15 protein-coding genes and 1 rRNA gene are annotated in these 14,993 nt (G+C 60.6%); 10 read left to right on the top strand and 6 right to left on the bottom strand.

Features of this window, described 5'->3' with window-relative positions:
• Positions 1-11: 11 nt before the first annotated feature.
• From VH599_14845 to VH599_14835, 3 genes are all read right to left on the bottom strand, one after another.
• Positions 12-1,700, bottom strand: a complete 1,689-nt coding sequence (locus VH599_14845; protein HEY7349590.1) for a Tad domain-containing protein — start codon at positions 1,698-1,700, stop codon at positions 12-14.
• A 146-nt stretch (positions 1,701-1,846) separates the two neighbouring features.
• Complete coding sequence (locus tag VH599_14840) at positions 1,847-3,046, bottom strand: hypothetical protein (GenBank protein HEY7349589.1); 1,200 nt, start codon at positions 3,044-3,046, stop codon at positions 1,847-1,849.
• A gap of 39 nt (positions 3,047-3,085) precedes the next feature.
• The gene (locus VH599_14835; GenBank protein HEY7349588.1) at positions 3,086-4,405 is read right to left on the bottom strand and encodes a hypothetical protein; all 1,320 of its coding nucleotides are present in this window, start codon (positions 4,403-4,405) and stop codon (positions 3,086-3,088) included.
• A 106-nt stretch (positions 4,406-4,511) separates the two neighbouring features.
• On the opposite strand from VH599_14835, the gene VH599_14830 reads away from it, so the two are divergent.
• From VH599_14830 to VH599_14815, 4 genes are all read left to right on the top strand, one after another.
• Entirely contained in the window at positions 4,512-4,880 is a 369-nt protein-coding gene (locus VH599_14830; protein HEY7349587.1) for a DUF192 domain-containing protein, read from the top strand.
• A 144-nt stretch (positions 4,881-5,024) separates the two neighbouring features.
• Complete coding sequence (locus VH599_14825; protein ID HEY7349586.1) at positions 5,025-5,252, top strand: hypothetical protein; 228 nt, start codon at positions 5,025-5,027, stop codon at positions 5,250-5,252.
• Positions 5,253-5,375: 123 nt separating this feature from the next.
• Positions 5,376-5,888 carry a hypothetical protein gene (locus tag VH599_14820; GenBank protein ID HEY7349585.1) on the top strand — a complete coding sequence of 171 codons (513 nt, stop codon included), beginning with the start codon at positions 5,376-5,378 and terminating at the stop codon, positions 5,886-5,888.
• Between the two features lie 180 nt (positions 5,889-6,068).
• On the top strand, positions 6,069-6,614 hold the full coding sequence (locus VH599_14815; GenBank protein HEY7349584.1) for a protease inhibitor I42 family protein: 546 nt from the start codon (positions 6,069-6,071) through the stop codon (positions 6,612-6,614).
• 114 nt (positions 6,615-6,728) lie between these two features.
• On the opposite strand, the gene zwf is transcribed toward VH599_14815, so the two are convergent.
• The gene (zwf, locus tag VH599_14810; GenBank protein ID HEY7349583.1) at positions 6,729-8,282 is read right to left on the bottom strand and encodes a glucose-6-phosphate dehydrogenase; all 1,554 of its coding nucleotides are present in this window, start codon (positions 8,280-8,282) and stop codon (positions 6,729-6,731) included.
• Between the two features lie 202 nt (positions 8,283-8,484).
• Between zwf and VH599_14805 the strand changes: the two genes are divergently transcribed.
• Together VH599_14805 and VH599_14800 are read left to right on the top strand one after the other, a co-directional pair.
• Positions 8,485-8,889, top strand: a complete 405-nt coding sequence (locus tag VH599_14805; GenBank protein ID HEY7349582.1) for a VOC family protein — start codon at positions 8,485-8,487, stop codon at positions 8,887-8,889.
• Positions 8,890-8,891: 2 nt separating this feature from the next.
• Positions 8,892-9,842, top strand: a complete 951-nt coding sequence (locus tag VH599_14800; protein ID HEY7349581.1) for an aminoglycoside phosphotransferase family protein — start codon at positions 8,892-8,894, stop codon at positions 9,840-9,842.
• A 54-nt stretch (positions 9,843-9,896) separates the two neighbouring features.
• Here the strand turns inward: VH599_14800 and VH599_14795 are convergent, their stop codons facing one another.
• Entirely contained in the window at positions 9,897-10,967 is a 1,071-nt protein-coding gene (locus VH599_14795; protein ID HEY7349580.1) for an alpha/beta hydrolase, read from the bottom strand.
• A gap of 195 nt (positions 10,968-11,162) precedes the next feature.
• On the opposite strand from VH599_14795, the gene VH599_14790 reads away from it, so the two are divergent.
• Positions 11,163-11,684 carry a hypothetical protein gene (locus tag VH599_14790; GenBank protein ID HEY7349579.1) on the top strand — a complete coding sequence of 174 codons (522 nt, stop codon included), beginning with the start codon at positions 11,163-11,165 and terminating at the stop codon, positions 11,682-11,684.
• Between the two features lie 376 nt (positions 11,685-12,060).
• Here the strand turns inward: VH599_14790 and VH599_14785 are convergent, their stop codons facing one another.
• Positions 12,061-12,225 (bottom strand): hypothetical protein, encoded by a 165-nt coding sequence (locus VH599_14785; GenBank protein ID HEY7349578.1) that lies wholly within the window; start codon positions 12,223-12,225, stop codon positions 12,061-12,063.
• 57 nt (positions 12,226-12,282) lie between these two features.
• Between VH599_14785 and mgtE the strand changes: the two genes are divergently transcribed.
• From mgtE to VH599_14770, 3 genes are all read left to right on the top strand, one after another.
• Complete coding sequence (gene mgtE / locus VH599_14780) at positions 12,283-14,277, top strand: magnesium transporter (GenBank protein HEY7349577.1); 1,995 nt, start codon at positions 12,283-12,285, stop codon at positions 14,275-14,277.
• A 53-nt stretch (positions 14,278-14,330) separates the two neighbouring features.
• A complete protein-coding gene (locus VH599_14775; protein HEY7349576.1) occupies positions 14,331-14,609 on the top strand; it encodes a hypothetical protein in 279 nt (92 codons plus the stop codon).
• A 241-nt stretch (positions 14,610-14,850) separates the two neighbouring features.
• Positions 14,851-14,993: ribosomal RNA gene (locus VH599_14770) — 16S ribosomal RNA — on the top strand; the annotation flags it as partial.

Here is a 14,993-nt window from a genome sequence, read left to right as displayed (position 1 = left end):
GGCTGGACGCGCTAGCCCACCAGATGCAGCGGGTTGCCTTTCAAGCTGATGGCAATCGTGACCTTATCGTCAATGTCGCTCGCGGTGGTTTTGTATTCTACCTGCCACCAGCCGCCCGAATAGACCTTGGGGATGGCAATGGGCAGATTGAGCGTCAGTCCATTGTAATAAGACCTGGAAGCGTCAATCCAGTTCGCTCCACAAGCCGCAGTCGTATGCACCCAGGCAGGCAGCGCGGCGGTATTCCCGCTGGGATCGAGGATACGCAGACAGACGGTCCCGCCGGAGTCCCCAGGATCGTAGACCGAAAAATCGAGGGTCTTTCCGGCATAGGGAGCAGGAATGTTACCCAGATCAAAGACCTGATCGGTGCCGCCGACGGTAAAGATCACGCTCATATCGTTCCAGGCAAAGAGCCGCAGGCCGGGGTCGTTCATTGTGGGAACCAACCTGACGCTGTACTGCTTGCTGCCATAGCCGATGGTTCCCGCGTCAACGGTCAGCCGATACATGCCAGCCTGGGTAATCGTCCCAATCGTAGTCCAGGCGCCAATATCAGGGTAGGAGGAGATCGCGGCACACGCGCCGGTGGTCACGTCAAAGACCTCTGAACCAGGGCTACAGCCCTTATCTGTTAAATCTGGCCCCCAGTTATCCACCGGTGTGTAGGTTTGGCTTGCCACCAGTACATCCTTCGAGCGCTCGAAGGGCAGTGGCACTTTATAGAGCGAGTAGCCCATCGTCATATAGAGATTGGCTTCCTCGAAGTGGCATGCCCCCAGCGTGGACAACCATTTAGTACTATCTGAGCAGCCGGGGAAGACATTCTCCCAGCCCTGGAAATGGTCATCCGTCCACAAGCTCGAACCGCCGCCCGGATCATAGCGTGGATTATAGACTTGCACAGCAACGTTCAGCGAAGCGGCAGGCACATCAATCTCATAGCTGTAGCCCGGCGCGCCATCCGTCCCGTTAAACCCTGGCGGCTGCTGGTTGGGGTTGGGCTGGGGCCAGCCCGCCGTTTGTTGATGATTGGTGCTTTTGCCATAACTGGTGGTATAGATAAAACTGCTGGCGTCGGGGTTGGCAATCGGGTCGGAATCGCCCTCCTCCATGATTGGCGTCAGCGCATCCCCATATTCCTTCAGGTCTTGTGGGCCATCCACTGCCGCGTAAAACTGGTCGCCGCGTGTCTGGTCGCCAAAGTAGGTCAGGCGCGAGCCAAGCTGAACCGGCGGCAAATATTCCGCGGTAGACGTAGCCACGACCGTAGAGCTGGCAAGCGACGGGTTGAGCAAAGCCAGTAAAAAGTTGTCGGCAGCCAGCGTCACCGTCACCAGCAAATCGTTGGGCTTGCCCGGTACCTGCGACGGCCAGGCCCCGACCAGCCCAGGCCCCGTCGCGCAGGGGACGCCATTTTTGGCGGTCTCGGCGCACGCCCGGCTCACGGCGCTGTTGCCATCTATCGCCGGGGCAAGAGGACTAAAAAAGTCGGGCATATAGAGGACGCCGGCCAGGGCGCCCGCTTCCGCCGCGCGCTGCGCCTGGTTGTAGAGGATGTAGAGGCGCACGCTGTCTACCGACAGCCCTAAAAGCGAGATCACAAAGGTGATCGAAAAAGCTATAAGGACCACTGCCTGGCCGCGCTGACCGCGCGACCGTCGGGGCAGCCTACGTTCTCGACGAATCCAACCCATCATAGCCTCCACAGGAAACGCCCGGAATATTACCCTGACCTGCCAGAGTGCTTGCAAGCCTGGAACCATTATAACCAGTTGGGTCAGAAAGTCTATCTTCCCGTCCCTTCTTAGGACTTTTCTACTAGCCTCTGCTCGCAGCCAGATTGTTAACGCCCTGGCCGGTTCCCGGGGGGTGGCGGCGGCCTGCCATACCCTGTATTCCCTGATGGCGGCCAGGGATTATCATCCTGCCTGTAATACTGCCCCGACTGGGTTTGTGGGCGCGGCGTTTCGCGCCCACCTCCGGTATTTCTGCCCCAGTTTGTACCTGTCGCGGGTCCAGCGCCGGTCATTGGCCCACCGGGCCGACGAGCGCGCGGGTCATCATAGAAATCATCTTCCTCCCACATCTCATCCTCATACTCATCATCGTAATAGTCATCATCCTCATACTCATCGTCATAATACTCATCGTCGTCATATTCATCGTCGTCCTGGTTGCCCCAGAGACGGCCAACGGCCCCCCAGCGCCCCACACCGCCAACCGCTGGCGCGCCCTGGCGTCCGGGTTCCTGGGGTCGGCTGCTGGTATAGTAATACAGGGCAAAGCCCCCTCCACCCAGCACCACCACCCCCAACAAGAGCAGCAGAATCAACACCAGGCTGAATGGCCCGCCGCTGCCGCCAGGGCTGCCGCCCCCACCGCCACCACCGCCACCACCACTGTCAGGCGTCTCCGGCGGCAGCGTCGGCGTGAAGGTTTCGGTTGGCGTCGGCGTATCCGTCGGCGTGTCCGTCGGGGTCGGTGTATCCGTCGGCGTCGGGGTCGGCGTGGGGGTCCGTGTCGGCGTCGGCGTATGTGTCGGCGTCGGCGATGGGGATGGGGAAGGAGATGGCGATGGGCATGGCGTGGGCGTCACGGTTGGGTCTGGCGTCGTCGGCGGCGGGCATAGATCGGCAGGGGCATTGGGAATGAGATTTTCCTTTTGCGTCTGCTGGCTCGAATAGGTACGTGGCGAATGCCCCCTGGCGAAAACGGTTGATGGGGCAAAGACCCCTTGATTGGAGAGCAGCACGGCAAGGAGCAAGAGCAGCAACAGAGTGAGGAGCAGCATCGTCAGACGCGCCGCAGCCCTTTTGCCAGAGAAGCGTTCTTTCCAGTCAGACGGACTGCTTCCAGGGATCATTCCACACCTCACTATTCCCATCCAGGGATCTGCTCCGGGCCGCACGCCCCTGGCTGGCGGAGCGTTCCACCAGGCGCTAGCGCCTGCTGCGCGCGGCTGCCAGCGGTAGGCATGCGGCTGATAGACCAGCACAATGGCGCTTGCTCGTATAAGTATAATGCTTCCTTGGGAAAACGTCAAGCCTCCTGGGAGAAGAAGGCGCGTCCAGTTTTCTCCCCCTCACCAATCATCCTGCCCCGGACGAGCGCGACCCTGCCAGTCATCGCGGGTCGGCCCGCGTGGTGGCGCAGGACGCTGAGCGCCAGAGTTCCCATAATCCGCTGGACCCGATTGCCCTCGTTGATCCTGGGGCCAGGGATTCGCCTCATTGCTCCACTGCGTTGGCAGATCGCTCCAGCCGCCCTGCTCGTCTTCTTCCCACGGCCCTTGCAGGCTTTCCCATTCATCATCAGACTGCCGTCCCGGCTCTGATCGCCAACCGCCACTTTGCCCCCGGCGCGGCGGACCCATTCCCCGGCTGCGTGGAGCAGAAGGAGGCGGGACAGCCGAACCGGCCCCGGCGGGCGGGCGGGTTCCCAGGACATACCAGATCAGCACCCCAAAGATCGCCAGAATCACCAGCGCCAGCAACAAGACCAGCGCCGTCAGAAGCAGGCCGGATTTTGAGGATGTTGTTGGGCTGGTCCCCGTAGTACTCCCTGTCGGCGTGCTGGCGGTGGGATCAGGCGTTGGCGTGCTGGTTGGCCCAGGCGTTGGCGTCAAGGGCGTGGGGTCCACTGTGATCGCCTGCGAGGCGATCAGCGGCGGGATCGCGCCGCCCACCGACGAGCGCGAAACGGCGACCACATCAAGCTGCCCGCTTTGAGACTGAGGCAGCGTGATCTTCTGGGAAAAACTGCCATCATTCCCCACTCTCGCTGTTGTCAGTTTGGTCCCAGTTTGCTGGCCTGGTTGGGCAAGAAGCAGATCAACCGTCTGATTGCCAGGCAGAAACCCCTGGCCGTTCACCGTAATTTGTTCGCCAACATGCGGGAATGAATTATCAACGCTGAGGCTGGGCAGCGACGTTGAGAGGACATTAAATGGCTGATTGGAAGGCGTCACCTGTGTCGGAGTATTCTTATCAAAGGCACAGATATAGAACTGCCCTATGCCCGTATCCGAAGGCCATTGAAAGTCAACCTTCCAGGTATCAGGATTGGGAATCTGTATCGAAACGCCAGGAAGAGGGTGGGCGTCTGCCAGCGCCTGGGCGTTATTGGGATCGCCACAGGGCTGATTATCGGCGAACTTATTATAAAATACCTGCACCATATCGCCAGCCGTCCAACCGGCGCCGACGATTTCAATGCCCGTCTGCACAGGGCCACTGGCGCTGGCGGGGCTAACGATGCGAATACTAGGATTGTCTGCGCGGGCCACCGGCCCGCGCGAAGTCGGAGCCAGCCCGCTGAGCGCCGCGCCGAGCAGGCCCAGCGCCAGCGCCAGCGGCAGCGAACGAACCAGCAACCGCTCTATACCAGATGCGTGAGCGCGCATAAACAATACCTTCTCCTCCTGCCACACGGCGGAGACTCATTTGAGCAATTGCATTCAGTATAGCCAGGAAAAGCTGAACGGTCAAGCAGGATAGAAAGAGGGGCTTATGCTCACTGTGCGCGTCATCAATACCACCCGTGAAGCCATCCTGGCGGAGCGGGCTGGCTTTGCCAACTCAATCGCCACGCGCGCCCTTGGCCTGATGGGCCAGGCCGCGCTCCCCGAAGGCAGCGGCCTGGTGATTGACCCCTGCTCCAGCATCCACATGTTCTTTATGCGCTTTGCCATAGATGCGCTGTATGTCTCTCAGGATGGCATAGTGCTGCGCGTGGTTTCGCGCCTGCGCCCCTGGCGGCTCGGCCCCATCATCTTGCGCTCGCGCTACGTCGTCGAACTCCCCGCCGGAACGGCTGCCCGCAGCGGCACACAGCCGGGCGACATCCTGCGCGTGGAACCCATCGCCCGCCAGCCGTGATCTCCCACCAACAGCCAGCGCAAAAATCAGTCTTCCTATGCTGGTATCGTTTCAGGCTGAAGCATGCTATACTGCGCACATCTGCTGAAGGGGTGAGCGCCGTGAGCTGTAGCAGATACAGCAACGATAAAGGGAGAGACTGGTATGGTTCGTTTCCTTCGCAAAACCTGGGTGACTCTCGCAATCATTATTTGCGCGATAGCATTAGTTCCTGTTGCTTTGGGTATCATCAACGATAACGACAAGACCTATCTGGCAGTGGGCATCGGCATCTTTTTGGCAGGCTGCCTCTTCGCGCTGGTCTGCATCCTGTTGGTTGGGGCCGCCGCCTTCAACAAGAAGAGCGCGCCCAAAGCGCGCCAGAGGCAATAGCCCCGGCGCGCCGCTCAGTTCGGTATAGAATCTGCGGCAGGGAACAGGTCGTTTGGGGCGTGCATCAAAGCGAAAAAGCCTCTGAATGTCGGCGCCAGGTGAACGCCCCGACGCCAGAGAACTATGCCGGACATTGCCATCTTCGGCGCCGCCACGTGCGTCGCCGCGCTGATGTTAATCACTTCCATGCGCGCCCTGACCTGGCACAAAGTCTCAACATCTCTGACCAGCCTGCTGCTGCTGCTGGTTCTGTTTGTGACCTGGAGCCTGCTGGCGCGCAGCGGCCCAATCTCTCTGGAGCAATGGATTCTCCTGGTACTCTGCGGCCTGGTGGGCCTGGTCGTCGGCCTGGTGCGCGGCCAGACAGTCCCGATGCGCTACGAGGCCCGCGAGGGTGGTGTCCTCTGCCGTCGGGGCGCGCTGCTCCCCTTCTGCTGGGCCGTCACGGCAGTTATCATGATCACCCTGTCCACTATCCCCGGCCTGCGCGCCCCCGCGTGGGCAGGCGTTTTGCCGCCCACGCTGGTCTTCAGCGCCACCGCCTTCACCGCCAGCACGCTCACCGTCTTTTCCCGCGTCGGCAGCCTGCGGCGCGAACAGCCCCCTCAGCCAGAACAGGGGCAGGTGGCCCATTAGCGCCTGCCTCAGCCTTTGCCACGTTCTTGCTTTCGGTATTGCCAGCATCCCGGCCCACTGGTCCTGAAGAATGGCCGCGCGCCGGGAACAAAATGCTTACGTGGAACGTTTAGCATCTCAGAGGAATCTTATCTTGAACAATGCTTGATTGCCTGAACGTGGGAAAGGAAACTCTACAGCATGCGGATGTTCGCTGCCCCAACGCATTTGTCTTTTGCGCGCGCCCTCTGGTTTCTGCTGGCGGCAGGGGCCATGCTGCTCGTGGCCGGGTGCGCGCCAGGGGGAACCAGGACAGGAACCGTCACAGGCGCGCAACCATCTCAGACAACCACTGCCAGGCCAACCACTACCGCTTCCCCTAATCCGACGGAAACAGGCTGTCCTGGGGCCAATCAGCAAGTCACCTGGTCTCCGCCGCCCGTAACGATTCTGACGCCCCAGCAGGCATTAATGCAGGTGAACGTGAAGGTAGGCGATGGCTTCGAGATCGCGCTGCCAATGGGCAGTAAGTGGAAGCTTGCCCCCATGACCAGTTCAGTACTGAAGCTGGATACTCCGGCTGGGTACGGCGATACGGCCAGGCGAAGCTGCATCTGGCATTTTACGGCGCAAGCCAGCGGGCGGGCCGAAGTCCAGTTCTCCCAGGAACCGATTTGCGTCAAGGGAAAGGCATGCCCGCACCATGTCGCTCTGGTTGACTTCACCGTTCAGGTCAGCAAGAGTTGAGGAGAGGCGCTTTTAGAGCGCCTGATACAACCTCCGCACGAGCAGGGGCGGGGTTGTAGCGCCGTCCTTCCAGGCGGCAGGGGTGGGGCCAACCGTCGGTTGTGTGAGGCATTCTTAGGGATTCCACCACTGGCGGCCATCGCGGCGAATCAGTTCATCAGCTTCGTCTGGTCCCCAGGCGCCTGCTTTATAGGTTGGCAGCGAGTGGCGTCTCGATTCCTGCCAGCCAGCGACAATGCTATCTACCACCTTCCAGGCGCCCTCCACCTCGTCGCGGCGGATAAAGAGCGTGGAATCTCCCAGCATGCAATCTACGATCAGCCGTTCGTAGGCTTCGGGCGTTTCCGCGCCGAACGAATACTTATAGGAAAAATCCATATTCACCGGAGCCAGCGTCATGCGTGGGCCAGGCTCCTTCGCGCCAAATTGCAGCGCAATCCCCTCGTCCGGCTGCACCCGCACCGTCAGCACATTTGGGGAGCGTTCCTCGCCTTCGCCCGCAAACAAGAGATAGGGAGCCTGCTTGAAATGAATCGTAATCTCGGTGGAACGCTTGGGCAGAGCTTTCCCGGTGCGCAGGTAAAACGGTACCCCGGCCCAGCGCCAGTTCTCAATAAACAGCTTCAGCGCCACGTAAGTCTCTGTCAGCGAATCCGCCGCAACGTTTGGCTCCTGGCGATAATCGGGTATCTGCGTGCCATCAACCTGCCCGGCGCTGTACTGCGCCCGCACCGCGCGTTCCCTTACTTCATGCGTGGTCAGCGGGCGAATGGATCGCAGCAGCTTCACCTTTTCATCGCGCACCGATTCGGCGTCAAAGGCCACTGGCGGCTCCATGCCCGTCAAACACAGGAGTTGCATCATATGGTTCTGCACCATATCGCGGATCGCGCCCGCCTCTTCATAATAGCCGCCGCGCGAACCCACGCCCAGGCTTTCGGCCACCAGAATCTGCACATGATCGATATACTTCTGGTTCCAGAGCGGCTCAAAAATGCCGTTGCCAAAGCGGAAGGCCAGCAGATTCTGCACCGTCTCTTTACCTAGATAGTGATCGATGCGGTAAATCTGGCTCTCGCGGAAGATCTCACCAATTTCAGCGTTCAGCGCCTGGGCCGAGGCCAGATCGCGCCCAAAGGGCTTCTCAATAACGACCTTCGACCAGCCGCGCGCTCCATCGCGCGCCTCGCGGTTCAGGCCCGCCGCGCCAAGCTGGGCGATAATCCGGGTATAGTCGCTGGGCGGCGTTGCCAGATAGAAGACGCGATTGCCTGTGCCGCCGCGCTCGTGGTCAATCTCCTCAAGGCGCTGCGCCAGGCTTGTATAGCCCGCCGGATCGGTAAAATCGGCCCGATGATAATACAGACGCCAGGCAAAGGATTGCCTGGCCTGGTCGTCCAGCGGCCCCTCATCCACAAAGGTATCTAACGCCTTCAGCGCGTCCTGGCGAAAGGATTCATCATCCATTGGCCGCCGCGCCAGTCCCACAATCGCTGTCGCCGGGGGCAGCGGATGTTTGTGATCGAGATGCGCCAGCGTCGGCAGCAGCTTGCGGTGCGTCAGATCGCCGCTGGCGCCAAAGATCACCAGTGTGCAAGGTTCGGGGTGCTGCGCCCCCCAACCAGCATGTTTTCGCGCGCCTGCGGGCGGGTGGGAGTGCTGCGACATACAATCTGTCTCCTCTCTAAAGCGCAAAGGCCAGCAATCAGCAGATGGAAGGCGGCGCCGCTGGCTCCATTGTAACATGCCTCTAAAAAACCGTTACGCTCCTGACATACCGTTGGCGCCCACACAGGGTAAACTGTTAGTATGAAAGAAATCACGGGGCGCTGATGGGCCAGCTCCTCAGTCTTGAAAGGAAGGACCACTCATGGCAAAACTGCTCGGACCCGATTTTATCAGCTTACAGGTGCACAACCTCTCCACCTCGCGCGCGTTCTACACAGAGATATTGGGCTTGACCCTCGATGAGCGATTCACCGCTCCCGATTTTGTCCTCTTCGATACCAGCACGATCCCCTTTGCTCTCAGTGAAGCAAAAGTGAACCTGGATGAAGCGCCGCAGCCGGGATGGGGGGTGACGCTCTGGATCGATTGCGATCAGGTCAATGAGTTGCATACCAAATTGGAAGCGGCTGGAGCCACCATCCTCACACCACCCTATGATGGTCAGTTTGGGCGCACCTTCGTCTTTGCTGACCCTGATGGGTACCGGATTACAGTCAACGAGAATCCCTGGGACCGATTTCCTTTAGGTGGTAGGTCTCAGAGGTAGAGATGCCATCCAACGCCCCGGATGTGAACGCCATCGCGGAACTAGCCGCGCGTATCTTCTCGCGCTCAGTTCGCCCCCAGGTGCAACGGGTTGAAGAGGGCGTCTCCACGTATGTCTATCGCATCCGTCGGGCCGATGAAGTCTGCTATCTGCGCGTCTTGCCTGAAGCGGACGCCAGTTTCGCTCCTGAGGTCTACGCACATCAACGCTTGCGCGAGCGCGGAGTGAATGTGCCCGAAGTTCTTTATTTCGAGCATTGCAACCAGGCGCTTGGGCGCTCGGTGATGGTAACAACCGAGATCAAAGGCGCGAGCCTGGCCCGCTGCAACGACGCGCAAGCGCAGCGCCATATCCTGCGCGCGGCAGGGCGAGACCTGGCCGTTATCAATAGCCTGCCGGTACGTGGCTTTGGTTGGATCAAAAGGAGCAGGAGCAAGGTCACGCGCCTGGAAGCAGAACACTCTACCTCCAGAGCCTTTCTCACTGAATACCTGGAGCGTGACCTCGCTGCCTTAGCAGAGGCCCACGTGCTGAAGCAGGATACACTTGCCACCATTCAGCGCATCTTGAAGGATTATGATACCTGGCTCGCTAGCCAGCATTCCTGGCTGGCGCATGGCGACTTCGATGTCACGCATATGTACCAGGAAGCAGGACACTATACAGGCATTATTGACTTTGGCGAGATCAGAGGCGCTGATTTCTTCTACGATTTGGGCCACTTCAGCATGCACGATGGAGAGACGCTGCCCATCCTGGTTCTGCCCTGGCTTCTGGAAGGTTATCAAGAGATTGCCCCTTTGCCAGATGGCTATAGGCAACATATCGCCTTTGCCAGCTTGCTCATCGCCATTCGCACCCTGGCGCGCGCCGGGCAGAAGCGCCCGCAGACACTGCCTACTCATCACGGTCTGCAAGCGATTCCAAGGGACATCCGGCTTCTGCTCGGTTGATGAGCAGAAGCCCCTCCGTAAAAGCAATGGTCAGGCGCGTGGTTTTTCAGCCGTCTATGGATGCTCCTGGGCAGTAAGATAGGAGATGATCTGGCGTTTAATCGCGTTCAGTTGCTGGGGGGCCACGCCGCTGAAGTCATGTCCTCCCGCATAGCTCATATAGGAAACGGGTACAGTGGCCTGCTGGAGTTTCTGCTGCAACTCGCGCGATTGGCCGGGAGAGACGACCACATCGAGCGCCCCATGAACCAGCAGCATCGGCGCGCTCTGTGCGTCCACGTAAAAGATCGGCGAAGCTTTATGGAGCAGAGCAGGCGTGGCAACGCTTTTGCCATCGGCATCCTGACCAAACATAAAGCCAAAAGCCCCCTGCCAGAAAGCCGTGTTGGGAAGCGTTGTCAGGTCCACATAGCCGAAATCATCAACGACGCAAGACACCCTGGGAGATTGATTGGACAGCAGCCCTGACTCATCACCCGGATAGCTCGTTCCCAGCACTCCCAAAAAGACGGCGAGATGCGCGCCCGCCGAGTCGCCCCATGAACACAGACGAGTGGGATCCAATTTGTATTTGCCAGCGTTGGCCCGCAGCCAGCGCACAGACAGTTGAGCGTCTTCAAGCTGGGCAGGCCACACATTGGGATACTTGCGATAATTGATGGCAGCGGCCACAAAGCCCTGCGACGCCAGCAAGGAGCATAGAGAGGTGTACACCGATTTGTCTTCTACCTTTGTGCCAATATCGTGAATCAGGATCACCCCTGGCCGCAAGCCAGGCGCTCCAACCGGCTCGCAGAGATCAAGCCTGCGATCCACCGCCCCAGACGTGGCATAGGCAAGATTTGGGTGCATCGTCACGTGATAGCGTGGCGGGAGCAGGGGAGGAATAGGGCTGGGAGAAGGCTCCGGGGGAAGCGTGGGCAACGCCGCAGTAGAAATCGGACTGTTCTCAGGGCCAATTTGAGTAGGAGATCCCTGGCCGGTAGCGTCGGCAGCAGCATTGCCAAAGATGGAGCCGGAGAGAACGAAGAAGTAGAGAGAAGCGATCACGACGATAAAGCCCAGAAATCCGCCGAGCTTTACCGAGATTTGGTGCTGGCGATAGAAGCTCCGAAACATTTGCATAAGCTGTTTTTGCTTCCTTCTTTTGCTAGAGTGACAGAGACAGCGGCGCTATGCGTCTGATGCGCCCTCCAGCAAGCGTAGACTCAGGCTCGGCCAATCAATTCAGATGCGTTTCAGTGTAGCCAGACGCCTGCGAACTGTCAAGCAGAAACCGGGCCTCGGTTCTACCAAATCTGAGGTGTTGGCAAGCGAGGCATGTTACTGGTAGCGCCGCCATCTTGGCGGCCAGCGGTGGCCTGCTGGTCCGCTGGCCTGGAGGGCGCACGCTCGCCAGGGCGCAGCGGTGGCCGCCTGGAAGGGACGCGCGAGCGACCAACGGGAGCGAGAATGCCGAGGCAACAGCAGCGGCCCGCGACCGAGCGCAGCGAGGGAGAATGCGGGAACTGGGCTGCGCGAGCGACCAACGGGAGCGAGAGTGCCGAAGCCCAGCCGAGGCAAGCAGCCCAGGCCGCAGGCCAGGTTCCCGCAAGGGCCGCTCCCCGCAGGGGGAGGCAAGCGGCAGAGACGCGCGAGCGACCAACGGGAGCGAGCATGGCCGCGCCCAGCGCGGTCAAGCGGCTCTGGCGAAGCCCTTCCCGAAGGGAGGCGGCGCTACAGGTACACCGCCCCGCAGCCCCCTGCCGCCGGGACGGCGGCGCTACCAGTGACCCCGCTTTTTGGCAGAACCCGTCACCTGCCCCCCTTGCCGATTGGCCCAAATACTGCTATACTATGTAGGCTGCAATGCCTGGGCGCTTTGCAGCGCCATCTTGTTTCCGGTAACGTGTCTCAGCTGGCTCTTTAAGCGGAGGTCTTCCCTATGTCAGACGGAGGCCCTGGTGAACGTCGGTTCTCGTTGGTCCGCTCTGTTGTTTGGTATAGTTTCTGCTGGCTGAAATGCGCAAAGGAGGTGAGGACTGTGGACGCTGGTCCGAGTCCGAGTAGTCAGTCTAACGGTTCACAACGGCGGTTCGTCGCAAGCGTGACGACCGGGGCAGCAGCGTTGAAAGCTCGCTTCAACACGGACGCCACCGGCGGAATGAAGAGCGTATGCCGCCTGTCCTTGCCGGTCATGAATCCGCCGGGCATCTAGCGCCGCCGCCTCTGGCATCGTTCACAAGCCGCCAGCCGGAACGCGCGCCCCGCCCTCGCGCACCGGCAGCCAGGTAGCATCGCGTCCATCGGCCTCTCCGAGTCCTCTCTTCATTTCCTCCCCTGGCTTTGCCCTCGTCTCAGAGACACGCTGTGCCACACCGCCCGCCCAGCCACGCGCTGGCATCTATCCATCCTACCTGTGGGCGGCCTCAGCCCACGAGCATTCCTTGAAAGGGCGGTGATGGCGATGATTTTCCTGAGCAATCTGCTGCGTCGCACAGTCTATGACAGCAATAATCAGCGTATCGGCGCGCTGCGCGATCTGTACGTCTCGCTGCATGATGTCTTTCCCAGGGTGACAGCCCTGGCCGTAAAGCCCGCCGTGTTTGGTGAAGGCGCAGCAGCGAGCGCAGGCGCCAGGGGCAATGGAGGTACCGGCGCCGCGCTCTTTGGGCAAGAAATCATTATCCCCTGGGAGTACGTCTCCAATCTGGAAGACGAGCGCATTTATTTAACCGCGCCTGCCGACCGTGTTGAGCCGCTGCCACACGGGAGCCACATCGGCGATCTGCGCCTGGCGCGCGACCTGCTGGACAAGCAGATCGTGGATACGCAGGGCTTTCGGGTCGTCAAGGTCAACGATCTCAAGCTGGCGCAGATTCGAGATACCGCGCGGCTGGTTGGCGCAGACATCAGCCTGCGCGCCCTGCTGCGGCGCCTGGGCGCGGAAACGCCCGCAGTGGCGCTCTCGCGTGTGCTGCCCATCAAGCTGCCAGAGCGCACCATCACCTGGAACTATGTTGAGCCGATTGAGGCTGCCGAGCCTGCGTTGGCGCCCGCTGGCGCTGCTGCCAGCGCAGGCAACAGCGCCGCCGATACTCGCTCTTCGGGTACGATCAGTGTGCCAGCGGTGCGCTTGAGCGTCAGTCATGCCAAGCTGGCCGAACTGCATCCGGCGGACATCGCCGACATTCTTGAGCAGTTGAATGTGGCCGAGGGCGGCGCGATCCTGGAGGAGTTGGATACCGAAACCGCCGCCGACGCCCTCGAAGAAGTGGAACCTACACGCCAGGCGGCTCTGGTCAGCGAACTGGACCCTGAACGCGCCTCCGATCTGCTGGAGCGTATCGCCCCTGATAACGCCGCCGACATTCTTGGCGAATTGGACGAGCAAGCAGCGGCGCGGCTGCTCGACCTGATGCCAACCGAAGAATCACAGCCCATCCGTGACCTGCTGCGCTACGAAGAGCAGAGCGCGGGCGGCATCATGACCACCGAGGTACTGAGTCTGCCCTCCAGCCTGACGGCAGCCGAGACCCTGGAACGGCTGCGCACGCAGGGCCGAGAACTGGAGATGGTCTATTACCTCTACGTGGTTGATGACGAACGCCATCTGGTCGGCGTCGTCTCGCTGCGCCAGCTTGTCACCAGCAGCCCGGAGACACGGCTGGAAGCCATTATGGACCCGGACGTGTTTCATGTGCATGTCAACGACGATCAGGAAGAGGTCGCGCACATCATCGCCAAGTATGACCTGTTGGGGCTGCCGGTGGTTGACGAGGATGAGCGGCTGGTCGGCCTGATTACCGTAGATGACATTATAGATGTGCTGGATGAGGAGCATACCGAGGATGTCGCCGAACTGGCCGGAACCAGCGCCGCCGATCATCCCGAAGAGGCATTTAGCTGGCGTGGCGCGCTCAATCGCAGCGGCTGGCTGGCGGTCAATCTGGTGATCGGCATCCTGGCGGCGTTCGTGCTGCGTGGGCTGCTGGAGAGTTCGCTGGGCGGCCATGCGGGCGGAACGAGCGAGGCCACGAGCGGGCTGATCGCATTTGTGCCGCTGCTGCTCTTCACCAGCGGCGGCATCGGCGCGCAGGAGCTTGGCATCGCGGGCTGGGTGCTGCGCGATAGGCGCGGGCGGGCATTCTGGCGCATCTTCTTCCGCGAGCTTCGCCTGGGTACGCTGGGTGGACTCCTCGCCAGCGTCGTCGTCGGAGTAATCTCCGGCGCGCTCTTTGGCAATCCCTTGCTGGGTCTGGCGCTGGGCCTGGGAACCGGCATCACTCTTTTGATCGCCGCCATTTGCGGGCTGGCGCTGCCCGCTGTGCTGGCGCAGGTGCGCCTGCGCGGCAGCTTCATCGCCGCGCCTTTATTAGATCCCGTCATCGCGGTCATCAGTCTGGCGATCTTTCTCAGCACCGCGCTCTATCTCATGCAGCGTTTCAATATCTGATGTTGCTGAAAATAGTCCGGTTCTAGCAAAAATGAGGTGTTGGCAAGCGAGGCATGGTACTTGTAGCGCCGCCTTCCAGGCGGCCACCGCTGCGCCAGGGCGAACGCTCGCCCTCCAGGCCACCGCCACTGGTAGCGCCGCCTTCCAGGCGGCCAACGCTGCGCCAGGGCGAGCGTTCGCCCTCCAGGCCACGGCGCCAGCAGGCCAGCGTTGCGCCGCCAAGAGGGACGCGCGAGCGACCAACGGAAGCGAGAATGCCGAGGCATAGCCGAGGCAAGCGGCTCTTCCCGAAGGGGGCGGCGCTACAAGTGGCAACCCCCGATAGGTGGTAGAACTAAATAGTCCTAAGCTCTTGACATTGCTTCCTGGGCATGGTATATTTATGTACGCCGTCGGAAAGAACGGCTGAACATGCACCTTGACAATTGAAGAGTGGTAAGCAAAAACAGCGATAAACAAAGCCACAGATCGAGATCGGGAAAACGATTCTCGGCGGGTCTTGTCCTCTGGCTCGCTTCCAATGAGCGCAGAGGAAATGCAAGAACTTTGAGCTTGCAAAGCTCGACATAAACACTTATGGCGAGTTTGATCCTGGCTCAGGACAAACGCTGGCGGCGTGCGTAACACATGCAAGTCGCGCGGACGGGTTCTTCGGAGTCCGTCAGCGGCGGACGGGTGAGTAACACGTGAATCACCAACCCTCGAGTGGGGGATAC

This window comes from Ktedonobacterales bacterium, assembly GCA_036557285.1.
Taxonomy (GTDB): domain Bacteria; phylum Chloroflexota; class Ktedonobacteria; order Ktedonobacterales; family DATBGS01; genus DATBHW01.
Note: the sequence above shows the minus strand (reverse complement) of the source record. Positions and strands in the feature narration are given on the sequence as shown.